This window comes from uncultured Holdemanella sp. (assembly GCF_934772795.1).
In the GTDB taxonomy this organism is placed as follows: Bacteria; Bacillota_I; Bacilli_A; order Erysipelotrichales; family Erysipelotrichaceae; genus Holdemanella.
In genome coordinates this window covers 1-25,351 of the sequence record NZ_CAKVMR010000032.1, presented here as the reverse complement: position 1 = coordinate 25,351, position 25,351 = coordinate 1, and the positions used below count along the sequence as shown (strand labels likewise).

The window sequence follows — 25,351 nt, the reverse complement described above, 5'->3', positions numbered from 1 at the left end:
TGTCTCTAAAATAAAACAGTTGATAATCACTGATTTGGATTATCAACTATAAGCACGACTGCCTGTCGTACAAAAAGCTATCATCATGATAGCTTTTCTAATAGTTCTACAACAATTTGGGTTTGTTCCTTAAATGTTGTATAAGCTTCTTCATCCTTATTTAGAATGATATCCATAAAGTCCTGACACTCATACAACATGTGATCTGGTTGTTCAATACTGATTTTTTCTTTTGTATCTATAGCTTTTTTACCAATTTGATCTCTTTTTGGTGCATCAAAATACACATCTTTACATACACCACTACTTGCTCCAGAAACAATAATCGTTCCCTGATCTCCCTGTACATATACTGTATAAGGACTCGAACAATCTTTCGCACCCGTACAAGTTGCGATAAAATCTGGATACTGCATAATGATGATTCCACTTGTATCAATGCCGTTGTATCCAACATTTTTAAAATAATGAACCTCGCGAGGTTTACCAAATAGTCCTGTCACAAAGTGTAGATTATATACATTGATATCCATTAAAGCGCCACCATTGAAGGCTGGATCAAACGCATTTGTCTGAATATGATCTTTATACTTTTGATACTTTGATGAATATTGTGAGAAATTGCACTGTACCATCTTAATATCTCCACAATTGGATAGATTTTCTTTAATGATTTTATAGTTTGGCAAATGCACATTTGTGATGGCTTCAAAAATATAGACACCATTCTTTTTGGCAATCTCAAATAATTCATTACACTCTTTTAAAGTTGGAGTAAATGGCTTTTCAGTAATAACATGCTTCTTGTGTTCCAACGCCATTTTTGATTGTGAATAATGTAAAGAATTCGGACTTGCAACATAAACAATATCCACATTGTCATCATTCAACATTTCTTCCATATCTGTGTAATACTTTTGAATTCCATGTTTTTCGGCAAATTCTTTAGCACGCTTTTCTGTTCTCGAATATACACAATATAAATTGTATCGACCATCTAAACGCATGGCTTCAATCATTCGATCTACAATTACACCAGAACCAATTGTTGCGACATTCATCATACTTTTTCTCCTTTATTTTTTACCCAGTTATTTTCTTTTTTCTTCTTTTGTTTTTTTGTCTTACGATAAATAATAAAGCGAACTCCATCCTCGCTATTTTCACCTTTCACAATATAGTGATTGGCCTTACAAACCTTAGAAACAATGGATAATCCGAGTCCAAAACGACCACCTTCACCTTTTTCATAAGGTCTAAATAATGATTGAATTCGATCCTCCGGCATCTTTGGACCATCATTACTAATACATAACCAATCTTCTCTTACTTCAATCTTAATATAAGATTTCGCATAACGGAATGCATTTTCCATAATATTTTCAATCGCAACACGCCATGCTTCGATCAAGCCGTCAAAGAAAACTTCTTCTACATCCGTAATCACTTGAATTTCAGGACGAATTACAGCTGCATTTAATACAACCTGTTCCACAACATCCTTCATATTTGTGACTACCCCCTCGGCATCACTGGCCACTAAGTATTCAACACGATTCATATATAATAAAGAATGGACTTTATTCTCTAATCTCTGTGCATTATCTAAGATGACATCAACACTGCTTTCCAAAGTTCCATATGGATAAATACCATCTTTAATCGATTCAGCGTACGATTTAATTGTCGCAATCGGCGTTTTTAAATCATGTGAAATATTATGAATCATGTCTTCTTTGGCTTTATCCTGCTTTTTCAATTCATCATTCATCTTCACAATCGCAGTAGCCATCTCACCAATTTCATCATCACGATTTAAATGAAGTTCCACTTCTTTTCCATCTTTAATTTGTTCAATATAATTTCGAATCAAATTCAAAGGATGAATAATAGAGAACACCCACATTAAAATAATTAGGAATACAATCATAAACGCAATCACAATAACGTATACTGTAGAATCAATTAATGAATCTCTAAATTGCGTCGCATACGTATCATCCATAAAACTTGCCAAAATTATACCGTCATGACAATAGATCAAACGATAATAATACTTCGAGTTTGCGACTGTAATTGTCCCCTGCAATGCTTCTTCACTTTCAGAATCCATTTGTTTGGATTGTTCTAATAAATACTCATATACTTTATGATTCACTGGTTTTCTTTTAGAACTCTGATTCGAAATCACATTCATTTGACCATCTTGAATAATACAGTTTGTTTGAACACTGTCACTCGCTAAAAACGCATAAATATCATCTAAACTATCGGTTTGTTTTGAATCCACCAATCCAACGATTGGTGTTTGTCGATTTAAAATTAGTTCATACATTTGTTTGGTAATGGTTCGATCAATATTATCGCTGACAAACACAAAGAAAAACATAATAAAAAACATCAAAACCGTCAAAATGATTGTTAAAATTTGTCGTGTTAATGACATTTTTTGAAAATAAAAGGAAGGTCCCTTCATAAAATATCACCTCATCATAAACATTTTACCATAAGAAAAAGAAAAGGGGATACATTTGTATCACCCTAAACGATATCCATATCCATAGATTGTATGAATGTTTAAATTTGGAAGTTTTTTACGCAAACGACGCAAAGTATCATCTACGACACGATCACTACCAAAGTAGTTTTCATCCCAAACATTTTCAAGAATTTTATCACGTGAGAAGGCAATTCCTTTGTTTTTGATAAACATCATCAACAAGTCAAATTCCTTAGTCGTCAATTCAATTTCCACGTTGTCCGCATAGATTTTTCGTTGCTCTTCATCCAATTCATATCCATCAATACTGATGCGATTATTATCATCACGATAAGCACGCTTAATGATGTTGTTGACTCTTAATACTAATTCTTTTGGTGAAAATGGTTTTGTGATATAGTCATCACAACCCTTCTCTAATCCAATAATACGGTCAAATTCTTTATCGCGCGCAGACATAAAGATAACTGGCGTTTCTGGTCCTTGAAGACGAATTTCTTCAATCAAGTCAAAACCAGATTTGTCATCCAACATAATATCTAAGATCCACAAATGCACATCATCATCCGCAACATGTGCACTTGCCTCTTCATATGTATAGTAAGAATGAACCTCATATCCTTCTTTACGTAAGTATTGGGCAACTAGATTATTGATATCCTTCTCGTCTTCAACAATACTAATGACTCTTTTCATTGGGCCACCCTCTTTCTAAAAATTATTTTCCTCTAAGAAATCTGTAACACGCTTAACATATTGAGCACATAACTCATCTGTTTTCGCTTCCACCATGACACGAATCAATGGTTCTGTTCCACTTGGACGAACTAAGATTCGTCCTTCATTTCCTAAATCATTCGCAACTGCATCCACAACTTCTTGTAGTTCTTTACTTTCTAGACATGCATTCTTATCTTTTACAGTCACATTCTTTAATAACTGTGGATAAATGAACAATCCTTCACTTAATTCCTTCAATGATTTTCCTGTAGCCTTCATGATCTGTAGAATCTTTAATGCCGTCATTAAACCATCACCAGTGACTTCATGTTCTAAGAAAATGATGTGTCCACTTTGTTCTCCACCAACCCAGTAGTCATTCTTCTGCATTTCTTCAAATACATACTTATCTCCTACTGCCGTTTGAATATAATCAATCTTATTGGCATCTAAAGCCTTATATAAACCTAAATTTGCCATAACCGTTGTGACAACCATATTCTTGTTTAAATGATTGATTGATTTCATATAGCGAGAACAAATATATAAGATATAGTCTCCATCACAAAGCTTTCCATCTGAATCCACCATGATCAAACGATCGGCATCCCCATCAAATGCCAAACCAATATCATAGTCCCCTTCACGCATCATTCTTTGTAGTCCTTCAGGATGTGTAGAACCACACTTATTGTTGATGTTAATACCATTTGGCGAATTGCTGATGGCATCTACTGTAGCACCTAATGAATCCAAAGTTTCAACCACAGTACTTGTCGCAGATCCATTTGCCAAGTCACAAAGAATCTTCATGCCAGATAAGTCTACAGGAACACATTCTTTTAACCAGCTCATATAGATTTCTAGTCCATCTTCCCATTCGAAATATTCTCCAATGTGATCTCCTGTTACTAGATCTAAATCGGTTAAGCCATCCATATATTTTTCAACTTCAAGAAGAAGTTCTTCTTCCATCTTCTCTCCATTGTGGTTAAAACACTTGATACCATTGTCATAGTATGGATTGTGACTTGCACTTACCATGATTCCACAATCAAAACGTTCTTTACGAACCAAATAAGAAATAGCCGGAGTTGGACATACACCTAATAAATAGACTTGAGCACCCATGCTTGTAGCACCAGCCGCAAGACCTAATTCAAACATATCTCCACTAAGTCTTGTATCTTTACCAATCAAGATCTTCGCATGTTTTTCTTTTCCATAATACCAACCTAAATATTGTCCAATCTTGATAGACATATCTAAAGTTAAACCTTCATTCGCTCTTCCACGAACTCCATCTGTTCCAAAATACTTACCCATTACTCTGAATCCTCCTTGTCTGTATCTGATATATTTTTAGCTAGTTTCACACTTGCGTGTACCGTCTCTGGCGATAATGTAACATTGACTCGATTACCCTTCGCATCATAAGCCGCTAATGCTGCATTAGCCTCAAAATCCTGAATCTGACCTGTGCAGTCAATCAATGCCTTCACAATTCGAATTGAATTCAATTGATTTTGACTTGCCGTAATCTTAACTGTCATCACATCTAATGTAGGTGTTTCAAAATCAGTCACCTTTTGGTTGGATCCCACCAACAATTCTGGTTGGATCGTGAATGATTTTGTCACTTTTTTAGAAAGCGTAACATCAATTGTAGCAGGATCTACAACCGCTTCAATTTTTTCCGGTAAATTTTTCACCTTTAAATTGATGATATTTTCACCTTCCGAATATTTTTTCAAGTCAGCCACGACTTGCACACTACCCTTTGAACGGAATACTTGAATACTTGTCGCATCTCCAGTTAATGAAACATCAACTGTACTTGGCACACCAGCCACATCATATTTATCTGTATCTGCTAGTACTTCAACAGCTACATTTCTTAGATCCACAGTTGTTCTTGTATCGTTGAACAATTTTAAACTAATATCTTCATAGTTGATCACAACACAGATCATAATGGATAAAACCAAAGAAATAATTACAGATCCTTTTTTATCAAATAATACACGGTCTACGAGTTTACTTACTTTTTGGAATATCAAAGTCAATAAACCACGCAACTCATTGAACCATACAGAAGGGCCCTTTTTATTTGGAGATTCCATGTTGACTGCCCTCCTTTTTCTGTTCATATAAATTCACAATTTCAATTGCCTTCACACGCTCATCCTTATTTGCGTCCTCAGTCTGTTTTTTAGCACGTTTACTCATAGACTTAGCCTGAGACAACATAGGAACAAGAATTGAAGACGGATTTTGACTTGATTCTGTCACTAACATATTTGTTAGATAACGCTGTAACCCTTCTGGTGGATATTGCGTTAACTGGCCATTGACCGCAACCGAAATATTTCCTGTTTCTTCACTCACAATAATTGTGATTGAGTCTGTAATTTCACTGATACCGACAGCCGCTCTATGTCTCGCTCCATACTTACTAGGAAGATCCTTTGTGGTTGGAGGAAAATAAGCTGCTGCACACGCTATTTTATTCCCCTGAATAATAACGGCACCATCATGCATTGGTGTTCCATACTGAAATATTGTTCCTAATAATTCAGTTGAAACTTCCGAATCCATCACAATTCCTGTACGAATAAAATCGGACAAGCTCTGTGTTCTTTCGATAGAAATCAAGGCTCCTGTCTTTGATTTTGACATTTCTGTGCATGCCTCTACCAATTCATTGATCATTTGTTGAATTTGTGAAACGGAGACATCCGTTGTTAAGATAGCTGTTGATTTACCAACTTTCTCCAACATACCACGAATTTCCGGCTGGAAAACAACCAAAATAACGACAACTCCCCAATTCAAGAACATTTCAATCAAATAATTTAAAGCATTTAAGCCTAGCCATACCGCTAAAGCCTTGACTAAAACGATAATCAATACACCCTTCACAAGTTGAATCGTACGTGAATTATTACGCACAATTCTTAGTCCAGAATATATCAATCCCCATACTACTAAAATATCCAATAATAATCGAATTAGGAATGTAATATCAGATAAGCTAAAACTCATCTAAAATACCCCCTTATTTTATTTATAAATTTTTTGAAATTAAATCACTTACTGAATCATACTCAACTTGAGCATGTGCTTTTACATCTTCATCTGCACACGACATAACCGAACCATGCACACCAAATTCAATCAATGGAATATCATTATGTCCATCACCAATTGTATATACATCTTCTTCTTTGATATTAGCATATTCAATCAAGAAATCTAAACCTGTCGCTTTAGAAATCCCTTTTGGTACAATATCAACAACGAAATTATTTGGATAAGCAACAACTTGTTCATAATACAAATCATTGATTTTACTTGCCACTTCTAAGGCTGAATCTGTATTTTCCATTGATAATACAATCTGCGCAAAATGCGTCATATCCAACAATTCGGCTTCCGTAATATCCGGTTTTAAATTTGGATAACGATGATCCACTGCATCTGGCTGCAATACAATACGATGACGGTGAACTCCATCATTCACAACATAACTAATCACTGTGTCTAATTTTTTAACATTATGTAAAATATCTACACAAACATCAAAATTCAAATAATTGGATAATAAAACATCTCCATTTTCTCCAAAAACCATACCACCATTATTTGTGATCAAGTAATCACATGGCAAATTAAATAATTTGATTTGTGCATCAATCGATTCTTTAGAACGACCTGTCACAATCACGAATTTATTCCCCTTATTTTTCCATTCCTCAATCGATTTTAAATCTTCTGGCATTACATTCTGTGCATAACGTAATGTACCATCATAATCTGTAGCTAAAAGCTTCATGTGTAGTTCCTCAACTTTTCTATTTATTATAATTTTATCACATACATTTAATAACAAGCAATATTACTATCCGTCCTTGACTCACATCCTGCAACATAGACTCCATTTTCTAATCGAATAATGACTTGTCCACGCCCAAACATTGCTAATTCGGGCTCAATTTCAATTTCATGACCACGTTTCTTTAATTCAGAAATTATATTCTCATCAAAGCCAGGTTCAACGATAAATTTCATATTCTCCATCCACTGAAATCGTTTGGCATCTAAAGCCATCTGTGGATTTAAATGAAAATCAATCATATTACTAATTACTTGCATATGTCCCTGTGGCTGCATATAACCACCCATTACACCAAAAGGCCCAACGGGTTTATCATCTTTAGTCAAAAAGCCAGGAATAATTGTATGATACGTCTTTTTATGAGGCATCAAGTAATTCACATGAGATGGATCTAAACTAAAATCATATCCACGATTTTGTAAAGAAACACCATCTACGACAATGCCACTGCCAAATCCCATATAGTTGGATTGTATATAAGAAACCATATTGCCATCTTTATCGGCTGTGCACAAATAGACTGTACCTGATCCGTGCGGCTTATCTACCCTTGGTGGCATAGCCAAATGGCCAATTTGACTTGCTCTTTGTTTACCATAATCAACACGTATCAAATCATCCACCGACATATTCATATATTTAGGATCTGTTACATATTCTTTGGCATCCGCAAAAGCCATTTTTAAGGCTTCCATCTGCGTGTGAATACAATCTACATCTCTATTTTTAAATTGAAAATTATTTAAAATATTCAAAGCCATTAAAGCCACAATGCCCTGTCCATTAGGAGGTAATTCCCACACTTGATAGCCATGATAATCTACATGAATAGGTTCAACCCATTCAACAACATGATCTTCTAAATCTTGTTTTCGTAAGAATCCTCCAAATCTTTTAGATTCTTCATCAATCCGATCCGCCAATTCTCCATAATACAAAGCATCTGTGTTGGTATCAGCAATCTTTTCTAGTGCATCCGCAAGTTTTGGCATGCAAATCATTTGTCCTGGTTCAGGTGTTTTTCCATCAAAAGTAAAAGTATCATACCAACCCTTAAACTCTTCGCTATTTGGAATCGCCTTTAAAGCTTTTTTCCACATACGAGCAATCTCAGCACTGACTGGATATCCATTTCTTGCATAATCAATGGCAGGCTCTAATAACTTTTTAAACGGCAAAGAACCAAATCTTTCACTTAAAGCTTTCCAACCCTTTACAGCACCAGGCACCGTAACTGGAATCCATCCTCGTTTTGGAATTTCATCCACTTTATCTGCCGAAATCGCATATGGAGAATGGCCTGAACTATTCATGCCATACATCTTATCTTTCATCCATACAATCGCAAATCCATCCGATCCAAGCCCATTTGAACATGGTTCTACAACCGTCAAACAAGCGGCTGTCGCAATCGCTGCATCCACGGCATTTCCACCTTGTAGAAGCATTCTTAAGCCGGCTTGTGTAGCTAAATTATTTCCTGTACAAACAACACCATTTCGCGCAATCACATTCATTCGTTTGGATGCGAATGGATTTTTATAATAATCAATTTCCATATTTTCTCACCGAAACCATTATACAAAAATTAGAGCAGACATTCCATCTGCTCTGATTTATTTATTCACTTTTTTTAAACCGGATAACTTTTCTACCTTATCCAATTTTTTATCATCCACATTATGATTTTCTATTCATTTTTCCTTAAGCATTTTCTCAAGTATGACCATATATGAGTATCTTAAAGTTCCATGATCTAGTTTGGATGATATCCCTTAACATTTCAAGTACTCTATCCTTTTTGTGATTATTCACTTGATAAAAACCCTTTATCTAAATCCTATTTCCTTTTCCTGTTAAGTTCCACTGAATGTTTTTTCTAGAATTCCTCTAGCTTAACCTTTGGAGCCTTCTCTCCATAGCTTCAACTTTTTATAGTTAAAACTTTCCGTTTCAACTCTATGTTATTGTCATCTTCTCACCGCTCTCTTTTTGTCTTAAGAGAAGTTTTCTCTGCTCTTACTTCTCTTTACACTTTCATTATATACAACAAAAACAAAAAGAAAAGGCAAGTGGTAAAACTTGCCTTGAAACTGGTAAAACTGGTTATTTCATCGATATCTTTCGCTTTTTTCCTCTAGAAACAGGAATCAGAACCTTGTTTATAAGCTCAACTTCATCTTTATACCAAGCCACAATATATTTAGAATTCACAATATAGGATACGTGTACTCGTAAAAAACCGAATTCTTTAAAAACTTCTTCAAGTGCATTCATACTGTCACGCTTGTGGAAAATGCCTTTTTTTGTATAGAAATACACCATCTTTTCATTCTTTTCCAAATAATAGATATCTTCATACGAAAGATTCATACGAACTCCATCATAATTAAATTCATACACATGACTTTGAATACATTGCGAACGAATCATTTGATCATAAGCTGAAATGTCGGCTGCGATATTTTCCTTTGAAATATAGAACACACGACTTCTTTCATCATCACCACGTGTCTTAATTGGATTTTCACACACATAGATCACAATCGCATTGGGATTATCATGTACAAATACACTTTCAATACGACTTGTCTTAAACATTTCATCAAACACAAATAATTGATAATCTTCTTCCTTCATCCGTTTTGCGAGATCACTCGCCTTTAAGTAATGACGAAAACACCAATCCTCATGCATAAACAATTTAGATAATTGAAAAACGATGTCCTTAGTTTCTTTTTCATATTCTAATATGGCTACTTTTATCATACCTATAATTATAAAGAGTGATCTCACTTTTATCAAATGTAAACCGTTTCAAATTATTATTCTTTAAAGTCACGAATTAAAATCAAATCCTTAACAATTTCACGAGCACTAATCGTTAATATAATTTCTCCCTTTTCTTTAGTTGCACCCTTTGGATCTCCACCAATCCCAATGGGCTTTCCTTTTTCAGTTACCCAATCTGTGGCAAGCCAAGACAAATGGGCTTTCATAGCTGTATTTTTAGGAATACCCTTTTCACTTGTTTCTAATTTAACTAGACTTTCATCAATCGCCATGACCATGGAAGTTTCCATTTCTCCACCATGAAAATCAAACGTGTTCCCCTTAGAAATCGTTGCCTTCACATCTGGATGATCAAAGGCTCCTGAATTTAACACAAATGGATACACCTCAAAATCACTACGAACTTCTCTAGAAATCAAATTTGCGACAGGTGCGTTTCCACCATGACATACAAGAAAAGCCAATTTTTTAAAACCATGATGAGCTAGACTTTCACATATGTCATACAACATATGATAGTAAGTCATAGGTTTAAATGTAATGGATCCACAAAACTCTTTATGTTCCGTACTCAGTCCAACTGGAATTACCGGAAAGAATAATAAGTTTATGTCTTCATCCTTTAACTCTTTTTCAATATAGTCACACATTGCCCCGGCAATCAGTGTATCCGTACCAAGTGGTGCTTGATTTCCATGTTGTTCTAATGCACCTAACGGAATCAAAACAATTGTGTTTTCTCGATCGACTTGTTCCATTTCTAAACGTGTTAATTCTTGATACTTACAAATCATACTTATTTTGCCTCGTAGATAAACTTAAAGCTTGGACGAATGGCAGCCAATCTTTCCATCAAGAAATATCCAATGATGTAGTTAGCTGAGATTTTGATCAAGTTGAATGGAATTGTCGCTAGCGCAATAAATGAAGTTAAATCTTTAATGCTTGGATTTACAGAACCCACCATTTGTACAACAGAGTCAAGTGGCATACCCATGGCCTTGGCATACAATGGTAAAGTAATATATGCGTTGCAGAAACATGCGAACATAGTTCGTACAACAATTCCAACAAGTAAAGAAATAATTACCGCCTTTCTTGTCTTATTCATTTTCTTATACACAAACCATGTTGGTAAAATAAATAGGAAAATACCTAAAAGATTTGCGAGTTCACCAACATAAGCTGTGTTTGTTCCAACTGTCACTACTTTTACAACCAATTTAATGACTTCAACTAAAGTGGCAGATACAGGACCTAAACTAAATAGGGCAATAATACTTGGTACATCACTAAAATCAATCTTGTAGAATGGTGGCATCATCGGTAATGAAAATTCCAATGACATCAAAGCACCTGCAAGACCTGCAAGCATCGCCGTTAATACAATTGTTTGAACATTCCATTTTTTCATCTTTTTACCTCCTTTTGATTCGTATAAGCTCTTCCAAAAGGAAAACCCCAAGAAAAAAATCTTCTCGGGGTCTAAAAAAATACAAAAAATACTTTTGTGTCTTCTACCATCCAGACTATACTGTCGGTCTTGGAATTGCACCAAGTCAGCCACTTGCGTGGGTCGCGGACTTTTACCGCCGGTAGGGAATTGCACCCTGCCCCGAAGAACTCATTGAATCTATGTTCGCAAATAAAATAGCACATAATCTTTCATCATGCAACTAATTTGTTTATTTTTTCACAATATTAAATTTATTGGACATAAAACAAGGACATACATTTTCACGTGAAGCTATAACAGAACTAGCTAAATGACTACCTATCTTCATAGCCTCAAGCATACTCTTACCATAGGTTAGCCCAGCACTTACACCCGCACAAAATGCATCTCCTGCTCCTGTTGTATCTTTTACCTCTATTTGACGAGCCGGACAAAAGCCACATTCCCCAGTGCTTTTCACATATAAAGAACCAGTTTCACCAAGCGTTACAATCAACGATTTAAATTCGGATTGTTGCAGTTCATCAATCAATGTATGACTCAATTCTTCTGCTGATATCTCTTTAAAATCTCTTGAAAAAAGAATACTCGATTCTAATTGATTACAGATCAAACAATCAAATTGCTTCAAAAGATCTTTTCTTTTAATCGCAATATTCATATTGCTGACAACACCAAATATTTTTTTATTATGTTTTTGACATAAATAAACAACTTTTTCAACAATTTCCTCATCCATATCTATTTCAGCCACCACAGAATCGCTATTTTCAATAATTGCGTCTCCATTTTCTTCTAAAATTGAATAGATTGGCATTAAATTCGGACGATGAGATATTGAACCTGCTAATTCTCCATTATGATCAAAAACAGCTAGCCATGTACCCATACCATTTTCTATAGATTTCATATAATCTGTATTCACATTTCGATTTTGTAATCGTTGTTTAACATCTATTCCCAATGCCGTATTATCAACAATACCAACAAAGGTAGAGTTTAATCCTAAATTCGCAATATCTTCTACAACATTTCTTGCTACACCACCATGAATATACTCAATATGTCCCGCATTTCTTCCATCAGAAACATATGTATCCTGTGGAAAGCCTTTAATATCCACAAAAATCGCACCTACTACGACAATTCCATTCTTTTTTTGAATCACGTTATTTTTCACCTTTCATTTCAAATAAAATATCTCTTAACTGTGCTGCTCTTTCGAAATCTAAAGTACGCGCTGCCTCTTTCATTTCCTGCTCTAATTCTTTGATCATCTTTTCTTTTTGTTTTGCCGGCAACTTTTTCTTCTTCAAATACTTAGCTGCCATTTCCTTAGTTTCCTTAGAACGAACAACATCATGGATTGGTTTGATGATTGTCTTAGGAACAATACCATGTTTTTCATTGTATTCCATCTGAATTGATCTACGTCTTGCGGTTTCATCCATAGCTTCCTGCATGCTCTCTGTAATTTTATCGGCATACATAATAACTTTTCCTTGGGCATTACGGGCTGCACGACCAATGATCTGAATCAATGATCGTCTTGATCTTAAGAAACCTTCTTTATCTGCATCTAATATCGCAATCAAACTGACTTCTGGAATGTCTAAACCTTCCCTTAACAAGTTGATACCTACAAGCACGTCATATTTACCTTGGCGTAAATCATGAATGATTTCCGTACGTTCAATCGTTGTAACTTCATGGTGTAGCCACGCTACCTTTAGATCCATATTCTTTAAATAGGAAGTTAAATCCTCCGCCATACGAACAGTTAATGTCGTAATCAGAGTTCTTTCATGTTTTTCAATGCGCTCCTTGATTTCATCCACCAAATCATCAATCTGACCTTCAATAGGACGCACCTCGACTTCTGGATCTAATAATCCTGTTGGACGAATGATTTGTTCCACAATTTCTCCGTGTGTTTGATCCAATTCATAATCGCCTGGTGTTGCGGATACAAAGATGGCATTTTTTATTAATCCTTCAAATTCATTAAAACGCAAAGGACGATTATCTAAAGCACTTGGAAGTCTAAAACCGTAATCTACCAATATTTGTTTTCTTGCACGGTCTCCATTATACATGCCACGAATTTGTGGTAAGGAAACATGACTTTCATCGACCACAAGTAAAAAATCATCTGGAAAATAATCAAATAGTGTATACGGTCTTTCACCTGGTTTTCTGCCATCAATATGTCGAGAATAGTTTTCAATACCTGGACATACGCCAAATTCTCTCAATGCTTCTATATCATAGCGACATCTTTGTTCCAAGCGCTCTTTTTCAAGTGGTTTACCTTGTTCATCAAAATAAGCCAATCTTTCATCGAGTTCTTCTTGAATCGTGTCTGCTGCATGATTGATGATATCCATACTTGTCGCATAGCCATTGGCTGGATAAATAATATATAGCTGGTAAGATTGATTGACATGTCCCGTTACTGGATCCACTTCACAGATTCTTTCCACTTCATCATCAAACATTTCAATACGAATCAAATAGCGATCCGTATGCCCTGGTGTAATTTCAATGACGTCTCCACGCACTCTAAACGTTCCTCTTAATGGATCTGTATCATTACGTTTATATTGTTGATGTACTAATGCCAACATCAATTCATTTCTTTCAATGATTTGTCCGCTACGTAAAGTAAAGATCATATGACGATATTGTTCTGGATTACTAGCACCATAAATAGAGGCAACACTCGCCACTATGATGGTGTCTCTTCGTTCTAAAACACTATTTACGGCTGCCATTCGTAGCATATCCAATTCTTCATTGGTCTTTGTGTTTTTATCAATATATGTATCGGTTTTTGGCAAATACGCTTCAGGCTGGTAATAATCAAAATAAGAAACAAAATATTCCACACGATTATGCGGAAAAAATTCTTTAAATTCAGAATACAACTGTCCTGCAAGTGTCTTATTATGCGCAAACACTAAGGTTGGTCGATTGACTTGGGCAATCACATTCGAAATTGTAAATGTTTTTCCGGTTCCTGTAGCCCCCAACAATACTTGAAACTTTTTATCTTCTTTTAAACCAGAAACCAATTCTTTGATGGCTTCAGGCTGATCTCCACTCGGTTTATATTCGGATACTAATTCAAACTGATCTTTCATGATTTCACATCCTCTTCTTTAATTATATACAAAAAGTAGGTTTATACCTACTTTTGTGCTTCTTCTATCGCTTTTTGTCTTTGCGTATCATCACTTGGTGTTTCATTCATCTTCAACAATACTTTTTCCATCAAAAGATCCCACGTCTTTTTATCACAATCTCCTGTTGCTTCTAAACCATGATCCTGTTGAAAACTAGCCAAAGCTTGAGAACTAGTATTTGAAAAATATGTATCTGTTCGATCCACATCATATCCTAAATACTTTAGATAGACTTGTAAAGCTTGGGCATTATCATCTACGCTGTCTTTTTTGATGACATCCTTTTTCTTGACTTTATAATAGGATGTTGTCTTTACTTCAACTAGTTTTACTTCAATATCTGGCTTAAATCCCTTCTTGTTGATACTTGTACCTTTTGGCGTATACCAACGTGCCACTGTATACTTAAAACTTGTTCCATCTGAGAATGGTACTGTAACTTGTTCAGTCCCTTTACCATAAGATGTAGTTCCTACCGTAATCACTGTATCTCCTAAATTATCTTTTAAAGCACCAATCAAAACTTCGGCTGCACTTGCCGTATTTTCATTCTGCAGAACAACAATCTTATCCATCTTTACTTGATTAAATTCATCTTTCGTCATTTGTTTAGTGAACTGACCATCTTTATCTTTTTCCTTGAAGACAACTGACTTTTCAGGAATCAAAGAACTCGAAATTTCCAATGCTGCATTTAAATAGCCACCACCATTATTACGTAAATCTAAGACTAACTTTTTAATCCCCGCTTCTTGTAGACGAGACATTGCCTTCGAGAAATCTTTTCCACTATTTTCTGAGAAACTCGTCAGAATGATTTCTCCATAATCGTCGTATACATTGCATACAACTGTTGAATCAAAAGTACCTGGAATCAAATTTGTCGTATATTCTTTTCCATCACGAAGATATTTTGTCTTAACATTCTGACCTTCATGGGCCTTGATATATTTAATAATTGTATCTGAATCGTTTTCACTACATTTTAAATCATCTAATGAAATAATTTCATCGTTAGGTTTTAAGCCTTTTTTATCCGCCGTTGAATTGATGTAGACGTTGGATACGACAAAGTTTTTATTTTCATTTAAATAAAAGGAAATTCCTAATCCAACATTACTTCCTTCAAGACTGCTTGAAAAGGCTTTGGCTTGTTCTAAGTCAAAATAGTTTGTATGAGCATCTTTATCTAGGGTTGTCATTCCATCAATGGCTTGTTCCATGAGTTTGGAATCTAAGTTTTTAATTTTATTCGAATAATACCAATCTGAATTCAAAATTGAATAAATGGTATCAAATTTCTCTTGTTCTTTACTATTTCCTGCCGTTGTTTTATTTAAAATAACTGGCACACTTATGCCTGCGCCAAAGCATGCGATGCATAGTAGTGTAATCAATATTGTCTGACTTTTTTTTCTCATAAGCTCATCCTATTCTAAAACAAAATGGGACGAATCATTCGCCCCAATAATTCCATATAAAAAGTATACGAAACAATCCTTTATTCTGCAATGTTTTTATCGTTTCATTTTCAAATATTTTCTTGCCGCAAACAAAGATGCGAATCCCCCAATCAAGGCTCCCGCAAGAATGATAGAGAATCCTACTTGAAAGCTGATTGCGCTTGGTTTAAATAGGGCAAACATAGGTGTGAATAGTTTTCCATCTAAGCTTTCATACAGCTTTTCATATCCAAAATGCACCAATAAATATGGAACGATAGATCCAAGTAGTCCAATAAAAATGCCTTCGACAATAAATGGATTGCTGATGAAGCCATTCGTTGCTCCAACCGTACGCATAATAATGATTTCATCACTTCTTGAATCGATTGTCGTTCGGATCGTGTTATAAATCAAATACAAAGACAATAGAATCAATAAGGCAACAATGCCTAAACCAATCTTTTGAATCATATTCAACATTTCTACTAAACTTGTAACACTGTCTCCTCCAAAAGCTGTACTGGATACGCCATCGATTTTTTGAATCTGTGCACTTGTTTTACGGATAGAAGAAGCATTCTTTACATAGACAAAGAAAGCATTAGACAAGGGATTTGTTTCTCCGCGATAGGCTTTAAAAGCATCTCCCTTTTCTTTGATCATAAGTTCAAGTTCATCGTCTTTAGAAGACACTTCTACTTTTGAAACGTTCTTCAATTTAGATATTTCACTCTGAATGTTTGAAATTGAAGTTTCATCATTGATATCTTCATTTAAAATAACGTGAATACTCAAATCTTTTTGAACATCATTTGAAAAATAATTAACGTGTAATCCAATAATCAATATCGAACCAATCAAAAGTAGGGTAATGCCAATGGCACTAATGGCAGAAAAGCACAACATAATATGTCTTTTCATTTGAAGAAAGGCATACTTCAATTCGTATAAAAAAGTACGTAAACCTTTCATCATAGACTCTTATACCCACCTTTATTTGAATCGTGGATCACATATCCTTTATCCAGCATGATCGTACGTTTTTTAAAGCGGTCAACCAATACTTTATCATGTGTAACCATCATGATTGTCGTATCTAGTTTTTGGTTGATTTTTTCCAATAATGAAATGATTTCTAAACTCTTTTCAGGATCTAGATTTCCTGTTGGTTCATCCGCAATTAAAACTTTTGGCTTATTCGCAATGGCACGACCAATCGTTACACGCTGTTGTTGTCCTCCAGATAATTCATCAGGATAACTTCTTGCCTTTTCTTTCAAATCAACAAGTTCTAACACTTCCATCACACGTTTACGAATTTGTTTGCGTGGCATACCTACAACTTCTAGGGCAAAGGCAATGTTTTCAAAGACAGTTAATTTTGGAAGTAAACGATAATCTTGAAACACGCAGCCGACATTACGTCTATAGTATGGAACTTTTCTATGTTTTAAAGCTCCTACATTAATGCCATCTACAATAACTGTACCTTCATCTGGAACTTCTTCTCCATTTAGCACTTTGATCAATGTAGATTTACCAGAACCTGTGGCTCCGATCACATAGACGAATTCACCTTTATCAATATGTAAATTTACATGATTTAAAGCATGTACTCCATTGGGATATGCTTTTGAAACATCTTTTAAATCAATCATAATGTTCCCCCTAACTAAAGAACTTTTCCGGTCTTTCTCGGCAAGGCGCTGCTTTACCAGCTTCACAAGAAGTACCTGTGCCTGACCAGCCTGTTCCCCACGCAAAATCAGCACCTGCACTAAAGCGAGCTACCGCATCACTCACTGACATTGAACCTAGATTATAGACTTCAATATGTGTGTGCGCTCCACTTGAATTTCCTGAATTTCCAGATAGAGCAATCGTTTGTCCTTGTGAGACACTTTGTCCTGCACTTACATAGATAGTTTGTGACAAGTGACAGAAACTTACGGCATAAAGTGTATTGTTCACATTACACAACATTTCTATTGTATTTCCACCACCATAAGGATAGCCTGACCAGTTACCCAAATAGCCTGAGTTGCTTCCTACAGGGGCTGCAGCATATAGAATAACACCACTTGCCGGAGCTACTACAGTTGTACCAATTGGAGCTGCCCAATCGAGTCCTAAGTGCATGCCTCCACCTGGATATGCCCATGTACCTGCACTTTTACTTCCACCTTGTACAGGATGTATAAATCCAGATACAGATTCAATCGATCCTGAGAAGTTTGTCGAAATCACAAAGTCACGAATACTATTCATGTCCACTTGTGCAGAACGTTTTTGTGCTTCTAACTCTGTAATTTTTTTCTGATATTCTTCAACCAACTTATTATAAGATTCCTCTAATTCACTGGCCTGTTTTTTTTGTGATTCAAGTTCTGCCTTTTGACTTTTTGCGTCTTCATCCAAACGCTTTTGTTCGTCTTGCTGCAAAACAAGTTCTTTCTTTAATTTATTTAGCTTTTTAATTTGCGACTGATCATCTTCTGTAATTCTTTCAACTCCAGAAATACGACGTAACATATCACTTAAACTATCCGATCCCATGATCAAGTCAATGATCATATTGGTTCCAATTGTTGTTTGTTCGTTTTTCATACGATTTTCGATTTGTGCATTCCAAGCATCAATTTCAGCTTGTTTTGCCTGAATCTTTTCTTCTAATTCTTTAATATTGTTTTCAATCAACTCAATCGATTTTTCTTTTTCACTAATCTGCATTTGTAGATTCGAAACCAATTCCTTTTGTTCCTTGGCAAGCTGCTCCATTTTTGTCGTATCACTCTGCAAAGAAGCTATGCTTGAAGTATAAGCTTCAATACTATTTTGCAGGCTTTGTTTACGATTCTTCTGATATTCCTGAAATCCCTGACAAGCTTTTACGCCAGCTTGTGAAGTTTGCGCTTGACTACACTTGGCATACCAGGCTTCTGTATCGGAATAGTCTTCTGCTGAAACAGGCATGATCAATGAGCAGGCCATAGCTACACTTAGAAAGCCTGCATATAATTTATATTTTCTCATCGTGTCCACCTCAAATATTTTCTAACGGCTAAATAACTTCCTAGCATTCCTACAACCATTCCAATCAAAAGAATGCCGCCTGAAGTACACAACACAAATGGATATGGTTTCAACATACTCATCATGTCACTAAAAAACATACCATTCATTATGTGGTAAAGTCCTGTATAGCCAAATATACAAATCAAAACAGGGCCTAATGCGCCCCAAAAGCCGATAAAGATTCCTTCTAATACAAACGGTAAAGAAATATACCAGTTATAAGCACCTACTGTTCGCATGATCGCAATCTCATCTTTTCGTACTAAAATTGTCATTTTAATGGTATTTCGAATCAAGAATACGGCAATCAAAACCATCAATCCAACAAAGACACTTCCCCATACACGGATATTTTTAAACAGTTGAATCATCGTGTTGATGGCACTACCTCCATATGTAGCTTCTACAACACCATCCATTTTAGAAATTTTCTTTGTCACTTTTGAAATTTTTGTGTTGTCATTTAATTCCACATTCAAAACATCATATAAAGGATTCTTGTCCTCTCCTTTATATTGTTTAAACATAGCCCCATTTTCTTTGATTAACGCATCCAATTCCTCTTCTTTACTTGAATACGTTACTTTCTTCACTGAAGCAAGAGATGAAATTGAATCCGATAATTCACTAATTTCTTCATCTTCTAGTGTTGGATTTAAAGAGACTTGAATCATGAATTCACTTTCAATTTGACTCGTAAATCCTCCGACATTCATGTAAATCACAAATATAAACAAGGCCATCAATAAAGCAATGCCAATCGATACAATTGAAGAAAATGTCATTGAGAAATGACGATGCATATCTTTATTGGCGCTGCGTACTAGTCTTGGTAAACTCTTAAAAAATAGTAACATTTTTATCACCTACAACAACAATTATAACATACCTATCAAATCGTCTTACAAATCACAAAATTTCACATACACCTTCATTCTAATCCTTCCATGTGAAAACAACATTAAAATGAAAAAAAAGATCGATTTCTCGACCTCTTATAAGCTTTGACCTACTGCATCTGCCTTTTTAATAGCGGCAATAAACTCTTCTTTTGTGAATGGGAAAGGCGCATTTTTCCACTCATTTGTTTTTGTGGCTGCTTCAGTCAAAGCTTCTAAATGGCTTTCATCCAAGTCTACATCAGCTAAAGTCACTGGTAAGCCGATTGATTTATTGAATTTTGCCATTTTCATTAAGTTTTCTTCATCTTTGGCATATGCATACAATACTAATACACCAAAGGATACAACTTCACCATGTAGATGGTGTCCATCACGTGCAATTGAACAGCTTCCATTATAGAAAGCGTGCGCAATGCTTGAATTATAATAATATTCTGGTTGGTTTGTTAAGTTTGAAACGTATCCAGTGGATACAACAATATCCAAGGCAATAGCTTCGATTGCAGCTGAATTTGTATCATTTTTACAATCTTCCATACCTTGTTTACCATATTTCAACAATGGTTCTGTACAAGTTTTAGCTAATGCCAAACCCATTGTAGCTGTATGATCCAATGTCTTTCCTTGGGTTGCAAATTCAACTTCACATTGTTTAGACAATGCATCCCCAATTCCGGCCCAGAAATATTCACTTGGTGCTTTTGCGATAACATCTGGATTGATAAAGATGTGTGCTGGACAATGAGGATATGAATAGTGGTCCAAAGCTCCATTATCATCGTATACTACGGCAATGGCTGTAGCGGCTGAACAGTTTGAACAGATTGTTGGAAATGAGAATACCATCTTGTCATCCATTTCAATGGATGCCGTTTTACAAGTATCAATAGCCTTACCTCCACCAATCGCAAAGATGACATCGGCTTCTTGTACATTTGGATTTGAAGTCAATTTATGTACATTTGTCATTGTACATTCAATACCATATACAATTGAATCTGTAATAATAATATCAGTCTCTTTAATGGCTTCACGAATTCTTGGCTCTGCAGCTGCCAAAGCTCTTTTACCACCGATCAATACAACCTTTTTAACATTGTATTTTTCACATACACTTGGGATTTCGTTATAACAACTTTCTCCGACTGAATAATTAGACATTTCAATTGTTTTCATAAACTTCTACTCCTTCTTTTACTTCAACACTTTCTGTATGATAATTCTTGTATACACCGACAGTTAAGAATGGAACAATGATGATTGCGATAGCTAAATATCCACAATAACCATATCCATATTTAATAATATTTGTCAATCCGGCCATTGAAATCGTCATAGATACTACAATAATAAATGCAGATACAATGATTCTTTTCTTTACTGGATTTTCTACATTCTTTAAAATACGAATATTTTCAAAGCGAGCCACAAATCCGAATGTTGTTGTTACTGCTGTAGAAATTAAGCAAAGTAATAAACAAATACCATATACAACAACCATCCAGTTGGCATTCATCGCATTTAAACTTGTCAATGTAGGTAGAGTTGTTTCTCCATAAACACCCTTCCAAGAAATTAACATCAATACACTTAATACTAATGCGACAGCATTCATCACAAATGAGATCCACATTGCTTTTGAACAAGATTTACGATCTGGTAAGATAGCTCCACAAGCAACGATTGTTGGTAATGTCACACATTGAAAGCCTGCATATGTAAATGCATTTAAGATAGCTTTAGGCATATTCATAAAACCATTTACAGAAAAGTCACTAGCTATAATAGCTCCAATATTTTGACCTTTCATGATTCCCATACCATAAATAACAATAGCTGTTACTAAGATAGCCATACCCATATATGTACTTGCCATACGAACTACACTAGCTCCAAAAATTGTTAAGCAAAGAACAACAATTCCAACCGCAACGACACAAGCATAATAATTAAATCCAAAGTATTGTTGTAATGCACTTGCAGCACCACTAATTGCGGCTGCAACAGCCATCAAAACCATGATATTAAAGAAGATCTCAAATAAGATTTCCAACTTATCGAATGGATGATATAAGTTTTCAAACAAATCCTTTGCGCTTGTCAAATTTCTCTGGTTATACATCACCATGGCTTCTCGCATTGTCAATATCAATAGCAACATAGCTATTATGGCACTCACAATACCAGTCCATCCTAAACCTACATAATATGTATTTGCCTGATTTCCTGTGGCAAATCCACCTCCAGCATGTGCTGAGAATAATACGGCGCCTACTGAAAATATCGCCATTTTTCCAACTTTTTGTGCTTTCATACTTTTCCTCCTATAGTGTGCACAACAAGCTAACAAAAAAACCAATCGTTTCTTGCTGCCTGTTTAGACAGAAGAGACGAAAGGTTAGAATTACAATACTTCCGCGGTACCACTCTTCTTCATTCATTTAAGAATGCACTCATTTCAGATGCTATCACATCCTGCTTCATTAACGTTAAGCATACGTTCAAGTCTTATCAACCTGACCACTCCATGGTAAGTTCAAAGTTCTATCCTTCATGTCTTGCACCAACCGACAACTCTCTAACAAAGATTTTCCTTTTACTACTCCATTTCCTTGTGTTTTGTGCGTTTATAATAACACTACATTTTCATTTGTGCAAGCATTTTCTTTCATTTATTTTCAGTAAACAATAATTCTACTTTTTACATTCATCAAAAAAAAGGTACACATTACACATGTATACCCTCAATTTCTAATAATATTTCTTTCCTTTCGATTCCACCTGCATATCCAGTTAAACTACTATTGGATCCAATTACTCTATGACAAGGAATCAAAATCGATATTTTATTATGTCCTACAGCACTTCCCACTGCTTGTGCTGACATCGTTGGTGAGATCATTCTTGCGATGTCTTTATAGGTCATAGTTTTGCCATAAGGTATTTTAAGAAGAATGTGCCAAACTTTCTTTTGAAATTCTGTTCCAATCAAATGCATCTTAGGCAAAAATTCTGGCTCTTTGCCGCTAAAATAAAAGTCTAACCACTCTTTTGTTTCTTTTAATACAATCGTTTCTTTTTCAATGGGTTCTTTTAATCCGTTCGCATAATACTTTTGATTTTCAAACCAAACGCCAATCAATCCAATTTCATCAGCCGCCAATAACATTTTCCCCAATGGTGAATCATAATATTGTATATACATAATCATCCTCTTTATATAGAAAAAAAAGCCATCCGAAGATGACTTACTTTTTAAAATTGGTGGAGCGTATCGGGATCGAACCGATGACCCCCTGCGTGCAAGGCAGGTGCTCTCCCAGCTGAGCTAACACCCCATATATTCAGCAAATGGTGGGCCTGAATGGACTTGAACCAACGACCTCACCCTTATCAGGGGTGCGCTCTAACCACCTGAGCTACAGGCCCATTCGCTGAATGCCTACTTAATATACCATGTGTTTTTGTATTATGCAAGCCTTTTTTTGATTTTTTTTAAATATTATAATTAATTTAGTTTTAAACATAAATACTGTCAATTTAATGATTATAATTATGTAAAACGGAGGTATCTTATGAGTCAAATAAAATGTCCTAATTGTGGAACTGTATTCCAAGTGGATGAGAGTCAATATCATGAAATCTTACAACAAGTTCGTAATGAAGAATTTGAAAAAGAATTAAACGAAAGACAAAAAAACTCAAATCAAATCATTCAATCGAAATTAGAAAAGGAATATGAGTCTAAATTAAATCAAAAAGCTTTAGAAATTAAAGAGCTTCAGGCAAATAAAGAACAAGAAATCATTTCTTTAAAAGAACAATTAAAGTCTACTGAACAAATTATCAAAAGTGAAACCGAAAAAGCTTATCAAGAACAATTGAACAAGAAAGAACTTGAAATCAAGCAGCTACAATCGGATTTTAATCAGAAACAAAACGATAAAGAACAAGAGCTCATTTCATTAAAGGAAAAGCTAGAAGCGAGTACGCAGTTAACGAAAACTGAAACACAAAAAGAATATCAGGAGCAGTTAAACCAAAAAGATTTAGAGATATCTAAACTGAACGCCAAATTAGAACAGATTCTTTCACAGAATAAGATCAATGAATCTAAGACTGAACAAGAATACAAATTGCAGTTGCAGGCAAAGGAAAATGAGATTCAAGCTTTAAAGAATGATATTTCAAATAACGAAAAAGTATTAAAGGCAAATCTAGAAAATGCATATCAATCAAGGTTAAATGAAAAGAATCTTGAAATCCAATCTTTAAAACAAGACATGGATAAGGCTAAGGTTGAAAATGAATTAAATGTAAAGAGTATTAAGCAGGACCTTCAAAATCAAATCGAGCAGGATAAAATGAAATATCAGCTTCAAGAAAAGAGTTTACAGGAAAAATATGATACTTTACTACAAACTAAAGATGAGCAGATTGCCTACTATAAAGATTTCAAATTAAAACAATCTACTAAAATGATTGGTGAATCTTTAGAACAGCATTGTGAAATTGAATTCAATAAGCTTCGTGCGACTGGTTTTCAAAATGCATACTTTGAAAAAGATAATGATGCTCGCACAGGATCAAAGGGTGACTATATCTATCGTGAGTTAGATGAGAATGGTGTAGAAATCATTTCTATTATGTTTGAAATGAAAAACGAAAATGATAAAACAGCTACAAAACATAAGAATGAAGATTTCTTAAAAGAATTAGATAAGGACCGTAATGAAAAACAATGCGAATATGCTGTTCTTGTTTCTATGTTAGAGCCAGATAACGATTTATATAATACGGGTATTGTTGATAAATCGCATCGCTATCCAAAAATGTACGTAATTCGTCCACAGTTCTTTATCCCAATGATCACCATTTTAAGAAATGCTGCATTTAATTCTATGCAATATAAAAATGAATTACAGTTGATGCGTAATCAAAATATTGATATTGCACACTTTGAAGAGAATATGAATGATTTCAAAGAAAAATTCTCTAGAAATTATAGGATTGCATCGGATAAATTCGCAAAAGCTATCGATGAAATCGATAAAACTATTTTGCATCTTCAAAAGACAAAGGAAGCGTTATTATCAAGTGAGCGACAATTACAGCTAGCTAACAACAAGGCAGAGGATCTTACAATTAAGCGTTTAACACGAAATAATCCTACAATGAAACAAAAATTTGACGAATTAAAAAAAGACAACAAATAAAGGACATTTCCAAATAGGAGATGTCCTCTTTTTTAAAACATATTGATAAATAATGAAATGATGATCCAAAGAATTGTAAATATTAAACCTGAATTATTCATGAAAAGATAATAAAAGAAGATTAGCCTTGTTGGTGGATCCAAATTGGCTAATCTTTTTCA

22 protein-coding genes, 2 tRNA genes, 1 riboswitch and 1 other annotated feature are annotated in these 25,351 nt (G+C 34.9%); of the genes, 1 reads left to right on the top strand and 23 read right to left on the bottom strand.

The features are described 5' to 3' along the window. Positions 1 to 83: 83 nt before the first annotated feature. The 23 genes from Q0F04_RS07140 to Q0F04_RS07030 all read right to left on the bottom strand — a co-directional run bounded on the left by Q0F04_RS07140 (position 84) and on the right by Q0F04_RS07030 (position 23,403). Complete coding sequence (locus tag Q0F04_RS07140) at positions 84 to 1,064, bottom strand: Gfo/Idh/MocA family oxidoreductase (RefSeq protein WP_295751754.1); 981 nt, start codon at positions 1,062 to 1,064, stop codon at positions 84 to 86. Further along, positions 1,061 to 2,476, bottom strand: coding sequence for a HAMP domain-containing sensor histidine kinase (locus Q0F04_RS07135; RefSeq protein ID WP_295751751.1), 1,416 nt, complete (start codon positions 2,474 to 2,476; stop codon positions 1,061 to 1,063). Before Q0F04_RS07135 ends, Q0F04_RS07140 begins: the two co-directional genes overlap by 4 nt. A gap of 60 nt (positions 2,477 to 2,536) precedes the next feature. Beyond that, complete coding sequence (locus Q0F04_RS07130) at positions 2,537 to 3,196, bottom strand: response regulator transcription factor (RefSeq protein WP_117570991.1); 660 nt, start codon at positions 3,194 to 3,196, stop codon at positions 2,537 to 2,539. 15 nt (positions 3,197 to 3,211) lie between these two features. Further along, complete coding sequence (glmM, locus tag Q0F04_RS07125) at positions 3,212 to 4,546, bottom strand: phosphoglucosamine mutase (protein WP_295751749.1); 1,335 nt, start codon at positions 4,544 to 4,546, stop codon at positions 3,212 to 3,214. Next, entirely contained in the window at positions 4,546 to 5,343 is a 798-nt protein-coding gene (locus Q0F04_RS07120; RefSeq protein ID WP_295751747.1) for a CdaR family protein, read from the bottom strand. The genes glmM and Q0F04_RS07120 overlap by 1 nt, the downstream gene beginning before the upstream one ends. Then, the gene (cdaA, locus tag Q0F04_RS07115) at positions 5,327 to 6,265 is read right to left on the bottom strand and encodes a diadenylate cyclase CdaA (protein WP_295751745.1); all 939 of its coding nucleotides are present in this window, start codon (positions 6,263 to 6,265) and stop codon (positions 5,327 to 5,329) included. The genes Q0F04_RS07120 and cdaA overlap by 17 nt, the downstream gene beginning before the upstream one ends. A 22-nt stretch (positions 6,266 to 6,287) precedes the next feature. After that, a complete protein-coding gene (locus Q0F04_RS07110; RefSeq protein WP_295751742.1) occupies positions 6,288 to 7,055 on the bottom strand; it encodes an HAD family hydrolase in 768 nt (255 codons plus the stop codon). Between the two features lie 47 nt (positions 7,056 to 7,102). Further along, the gene (locus Q0F04_RS07105; protein ID WP_295751739.1) at positions 7,103 to 8,677 is read right to left on the bottom strand and encodes a gamma-glutamyltransferase family protein; all 1,575 of its coding nucleotides are present in this window, start codon (positions 8,675 to 8,677) and stop codon (positions 7,103 to 7,105) included. Between the two features lie 547 nt (positions 8,678 to 9,224). Then, positions 9,225 to 9,887 carry a LytTR family DNA-binding domain-containing protein gene (locus tag Q0F04_RS07100; protein WP_295751736.1) on the bottom strand — a complete coding sequence of 221 codons (663 nt, stop codon included), beginning with the start codon at positions 9,885 to 9,887 and terminating at the stop codon, positions 9,225 to 9,227. Between the two features lie 56 nt (positions 9,888 to 9,943). Continuing rightward, on the bottom strand, positions 9,944 to 10,705 hold the full coding sequence (locus Q0F04_RS07095; protein WP_288522650.1) for a creatininase family protein: 762 nt from the start codon (positions 10,703 to 10,705) through the stop codon (positions 9,944 to 9,946). 2 nt (positions 10,706 to 10,707) lie between these two features. Continuing rightward, the gene (locus Q0F04_RS07090; protein ID WP_295751732.1) at positions 10,708 to 11,325 is read right to left on the bottom strand and encodes an ECF transporter S component; all 618 of its coding nucleotides are present in this window, start codon (positions 11,323 to 11,325) and stop codon (positions 10,708 to 10,710) included. Between the two features lie 94 nt (positions 11,326 to 11,419). Continuing rightward, positions 11,420 to 11,538: riboswitch (FMN riboswitch) on the bottom strand. Positions 11,539 to 11,596: 58 nt separating this feature from the next. After that, the gene (locus Q0F04_RS07085) at positions 11,597 to 12,535 is read right to left on the bottom strand and encodes a PfkB family carbohydrate kinase (RefSeq protein ID WP_295751729.1); all 939 of its coding nucleotides are present in this window, start codon (positions 12,533 to 12,535) and stop codon (positions 11,597 to 11,599) included. A 1-nt stretch (position 12,536) separates the two neighbouring features. Then, positions 12,537 to 14,510 (bottom strand): excinuclease ABC subunit UvrB, encoded by a 1,974-nt coding sequence (gene uvrB, locus Q0F04_RS07080; protein ID WP_288522653.1) that lies wholly within the window; start codon positions 14,508 to 14,510, stop codon positions 12,537 to 12,539. 47 nt (positions 14,511 to 14,557) lie between these two features. Continuing rightward, positions 14,558 to 15,973 carry a S41 family peptidase gene (locus Q0F04_RS07075; protein WP_295751725.1) on the bottom strand — a complete coding sequence of 472 codons (1,416 nt, stop codon included), beginning with the start codon at positions 15,971 to 15,973 and terminating at the stop codon, positions 14,558 to 14,560. 96 nt (positions 15,974 to 16,069) lie between these two features. Next, positions 16,070 to 16,972, bottom strand: a complete 903-nt coding sequence (gene ftsX / locus Q0F04_RS07070; RefSeq protein ID WP_295751722.1) for a permease-like cell division protein FtsX — start codon at positions 16,970 to 16,972, stop codon at positions 16,070 to 16,072. After that, positions 16,969 to 17,655, bottom strand: a complete 687-nt coding sequence (ftsE, locus tag Q0F04_RS07065; RefSeq protein ID WP_118115381.1) for a cell division ATP-binding protein FtsE — start codon at positions 17,653 to 17,655, stop codon at positions 16,969 to 16,971. Before ftsE ends, ftsX (Q0F04_RS07070) begins: the two co-directional genes overlap by 4 nt. 10 nt (positions 17,656 to 17,665) lie before the next feature. Beyond that, positions 17,666 to 19,030, bottom strand: coding sequence for a peptidoglycan DD-metalloendopeptidase family protein (locus Q0F04_RS07060; protein WP_295751715.1), 1,365 nt, complete (start codon positions 19,028 to 19,030; stop codon positions 17,666 to 17,668). Then, positions 19,027 to 19,929 (bottom strand): permease-like cell division protein FtsX, encoded by a 903-nt coding sequence (gene ftsX, locus Q0F04_RS07055; protein ID WP_117570975.1) that lies wholly within the window; start codon positions 19,927 to 19,929, stop codon positions 19,027 to 19,029. Before ftsX (Q0F04_RS07055) ends, Q0F04_RS07060 begins: the two co-directional genes overlap by 4 nt. A 138-nt stretch (positions 19,930 to 20,067) precedes the next feature. After that, entirely contained in the window at positions 20,068 to 21,150 is a 1,083-nt protein-coding gene (locus tag Q0F04_RS07050) for an iron-containing alcohol dehydrogenase family protein (protein ID WP_295751712.1), read from the bottom strand. Continuing rightward, entirely contained in the window at positions 21,137 to 22,288 is a 1,152-nt protein-coding gene (locus Q0F04_RS07045) for a hypothetical protein (RefSeq protein ID WP_295751709.1), read from the bottom strand. Before Q0F04_RS07045 ends, Q0F04_RS07050 begins: the two co-directional genes overlap by 14 nt. Positions 22,289 to 22,357: 69 nt before the next feature. Next, positions 22,358 to 22,596: a binding site (T-box leader), on the bottom strand. A 106-nt stretch (positions 22,597 to 22,702) separates the two neighbouring features. Continuing rightward, positions 22,703 to 23,179 carry a methylated-DNA--[protein]-cysteine S-methyltransferase gene (locus Q0F04_RS07040; RefSeq protein WP_366510377.1) on the bottom strand — a complete coding sequence of 159 codons (477 nt, stop codon included), beginning with the start codon at positions 23,177 to 23,179 and terminating at the stop codon, positions 22,703 to 22,705. A gap of 57 nt (positions 23,180 to 23,236) precedes the next feature. Next, a tRNA-Ala gene (locus Q0F04_RS07035) sits at positions 23,237 to 23,312 on the bottom strand. Between the two features lie 14 nt (positions 23,313 to 23,326). Then, a tRNA-Ile gene (locus Q0F04_RS07030) sits at positions 23,327 to 23,403 on the bottom strand. A gap of 146 nt (positions 23,404 to 23,549) precedes the next feature. Between Q0F04_RS07030 and Q0F04_RS07025 the strand changes: the two genes are divergently transcribed. After that, a complete protein-coding gene (locus Q0F04_RS07025; RefSeq protein WP_295751706.1) occupies positions 23,550 to 25,190 on the top strand; it encodes a DUF2130 domain-containing protein in 1,641 nt (546 codons plus the stop codon). Positions 25,191 to 25,351: the final 161 nt, after the last annotated feature.

Bases quoted from the DNA above. Each gene is read 5' to 3' on its own strand.
- Q0F04_RS07140 (WP_295751754.1), bottom strand. From the start codon at position 1,064: ATGATGAATGTCGCAACAATTGGTTCTGGTGTAATTGTAGATCGAATG.
- Q0F04_RS07135 (WP_295751751.1), bottom strand. From the start codon at position 2,476: ATGAAGGGACCTTCCTTTTATTTTCAAAAAATGTCATTAACACGACAA.
- Q0F04_RS07130 (WP_117570991.1), bottom strand. From the start codon at position 3,196: ATGAAAAGAGTCATTAGTATTGTTGAAGACGAGAAGGATATCAATAAT.
- glmM (WP_295751749.1), bottom strand. From the start codon at position 4,546: ATGGGTAAGTATTTTGGAACAGATGGAGTTCGTGGAAGAGCGAATGAA.
- Q0F04_RS07120 (WP_295751747.1), bottom strand. From the start codon at position 5,343: ATGGAATCTCCAAATAAAAAGGGCCCTTCTGTATGGTTCAATGAGTTG.
- cdaA (WP_295751745.1), bottom strand. From the start codon at position 6,265: ATGAGTTTTAGCTTATCTGATATTACATTCCTAATTCGATTATTATTG.
- Q0F04_RS07110 (WP_295751742.1), bottom strand. From the start codon at position 7,055: ATGAAGCTTTTAGCTACAGATTATGATGGTACATTACGTTATGCACAG.
- Q0F04_RS07105 (WP_295751739.1), bottom strand. From the start codon at position 8,677: ATGGAAATTGATTATTATAAAAATCCATTCGCATCCAAACGAATGAAT.
- Q0F04_RS07100 (WP_295751736.1), bottom strand. From the start codon at position 9,887: ATGATAAAAGTAGCCATATTAGAATATGAAAAAGAAACTAAGGACATC.
- Q0F04_RS07095 (WP_288522650.1), bottom strand. From the start codon at position 10,705: ATGATTTGTAAGTATCAAGAATTAACACGTTTAGAAATGGAACAAGTC.
- Q0F04_RS07090 (WP_295751732.1), bottom strand. From the start codon at position 11,325: ATGAAAAAATGGAATGTTCAAACAATTGTATTAACGGCGATGCTTGCA.
- uvrB (WP_288522653.1), bottom strand. From the start codon at position 14,510: ATGAAAGATCAGTTTGAATTAGTATCCGAATATAAACCGAGTGGAGAT.
- Q0F04_RS07075 (WP_295751725.1), bottom strand. From the start codon at position 15,973: ATGAGAAAAAAAAGTCAGACAATATTGATTACACTACTATGCATCGCA.
- ftsX (WP_295751722.1), bottom strand. From the start codon at position 16,972: ATGATGAAAGGTTTACGTACTTTTTTATACGAATTGAAGTATGCCTTT.
- ftsE (WP_118115381.1), bottom strand. From the start codon at position 17,655: ATGATTGATTTAAAAGATGTTTCAAAAGCATATCCCAATGGAGTACAT.
- Q0F04_RS07060 (WP_295751715.1), bottom strand. From the start codon at position 19,030: ATGAGAAAATATAAATTATATGCAGGCTTTCTAAGTGTAGCTATGGCC.
- ftsX (WP_117570975.1), bottom strand. From the start codon at position 19,929: ATGTTACTATTTTTTAAGAGTTTACCAAGACTAGTACGCAGCGCCAAT.
- Q0F04_RS07050 (WP_295751712.1), bottom strand. From the start codon at position 21,150: ATGAAAACAATTGAAATGTCTAATTATTCAGTCGGAGAAAGTTGTTAT.
- Q0F04_RS07045 (WP_295751709.1), bottom strand. From the start codon at position 22,288: ATGAAAGCACAAAAAGTTGGAAAAATGGCGATATTTTCAGTAGGCGCC.
- Q0F04_RS07040 (WP_366510377.1), bottom strand. From the start codon at position 23,179: ATGTATATACAATATTATGATTCACCATTGGGGAAAATGTTATTGGCG.
- Q0F04_RS07025 (WP_295751706.1), top strand. From the start codon at position 23,550: ATGAGTCAAATAAAATGTCCTAATTGTGGAACTGTATTCCAAGTGGAT.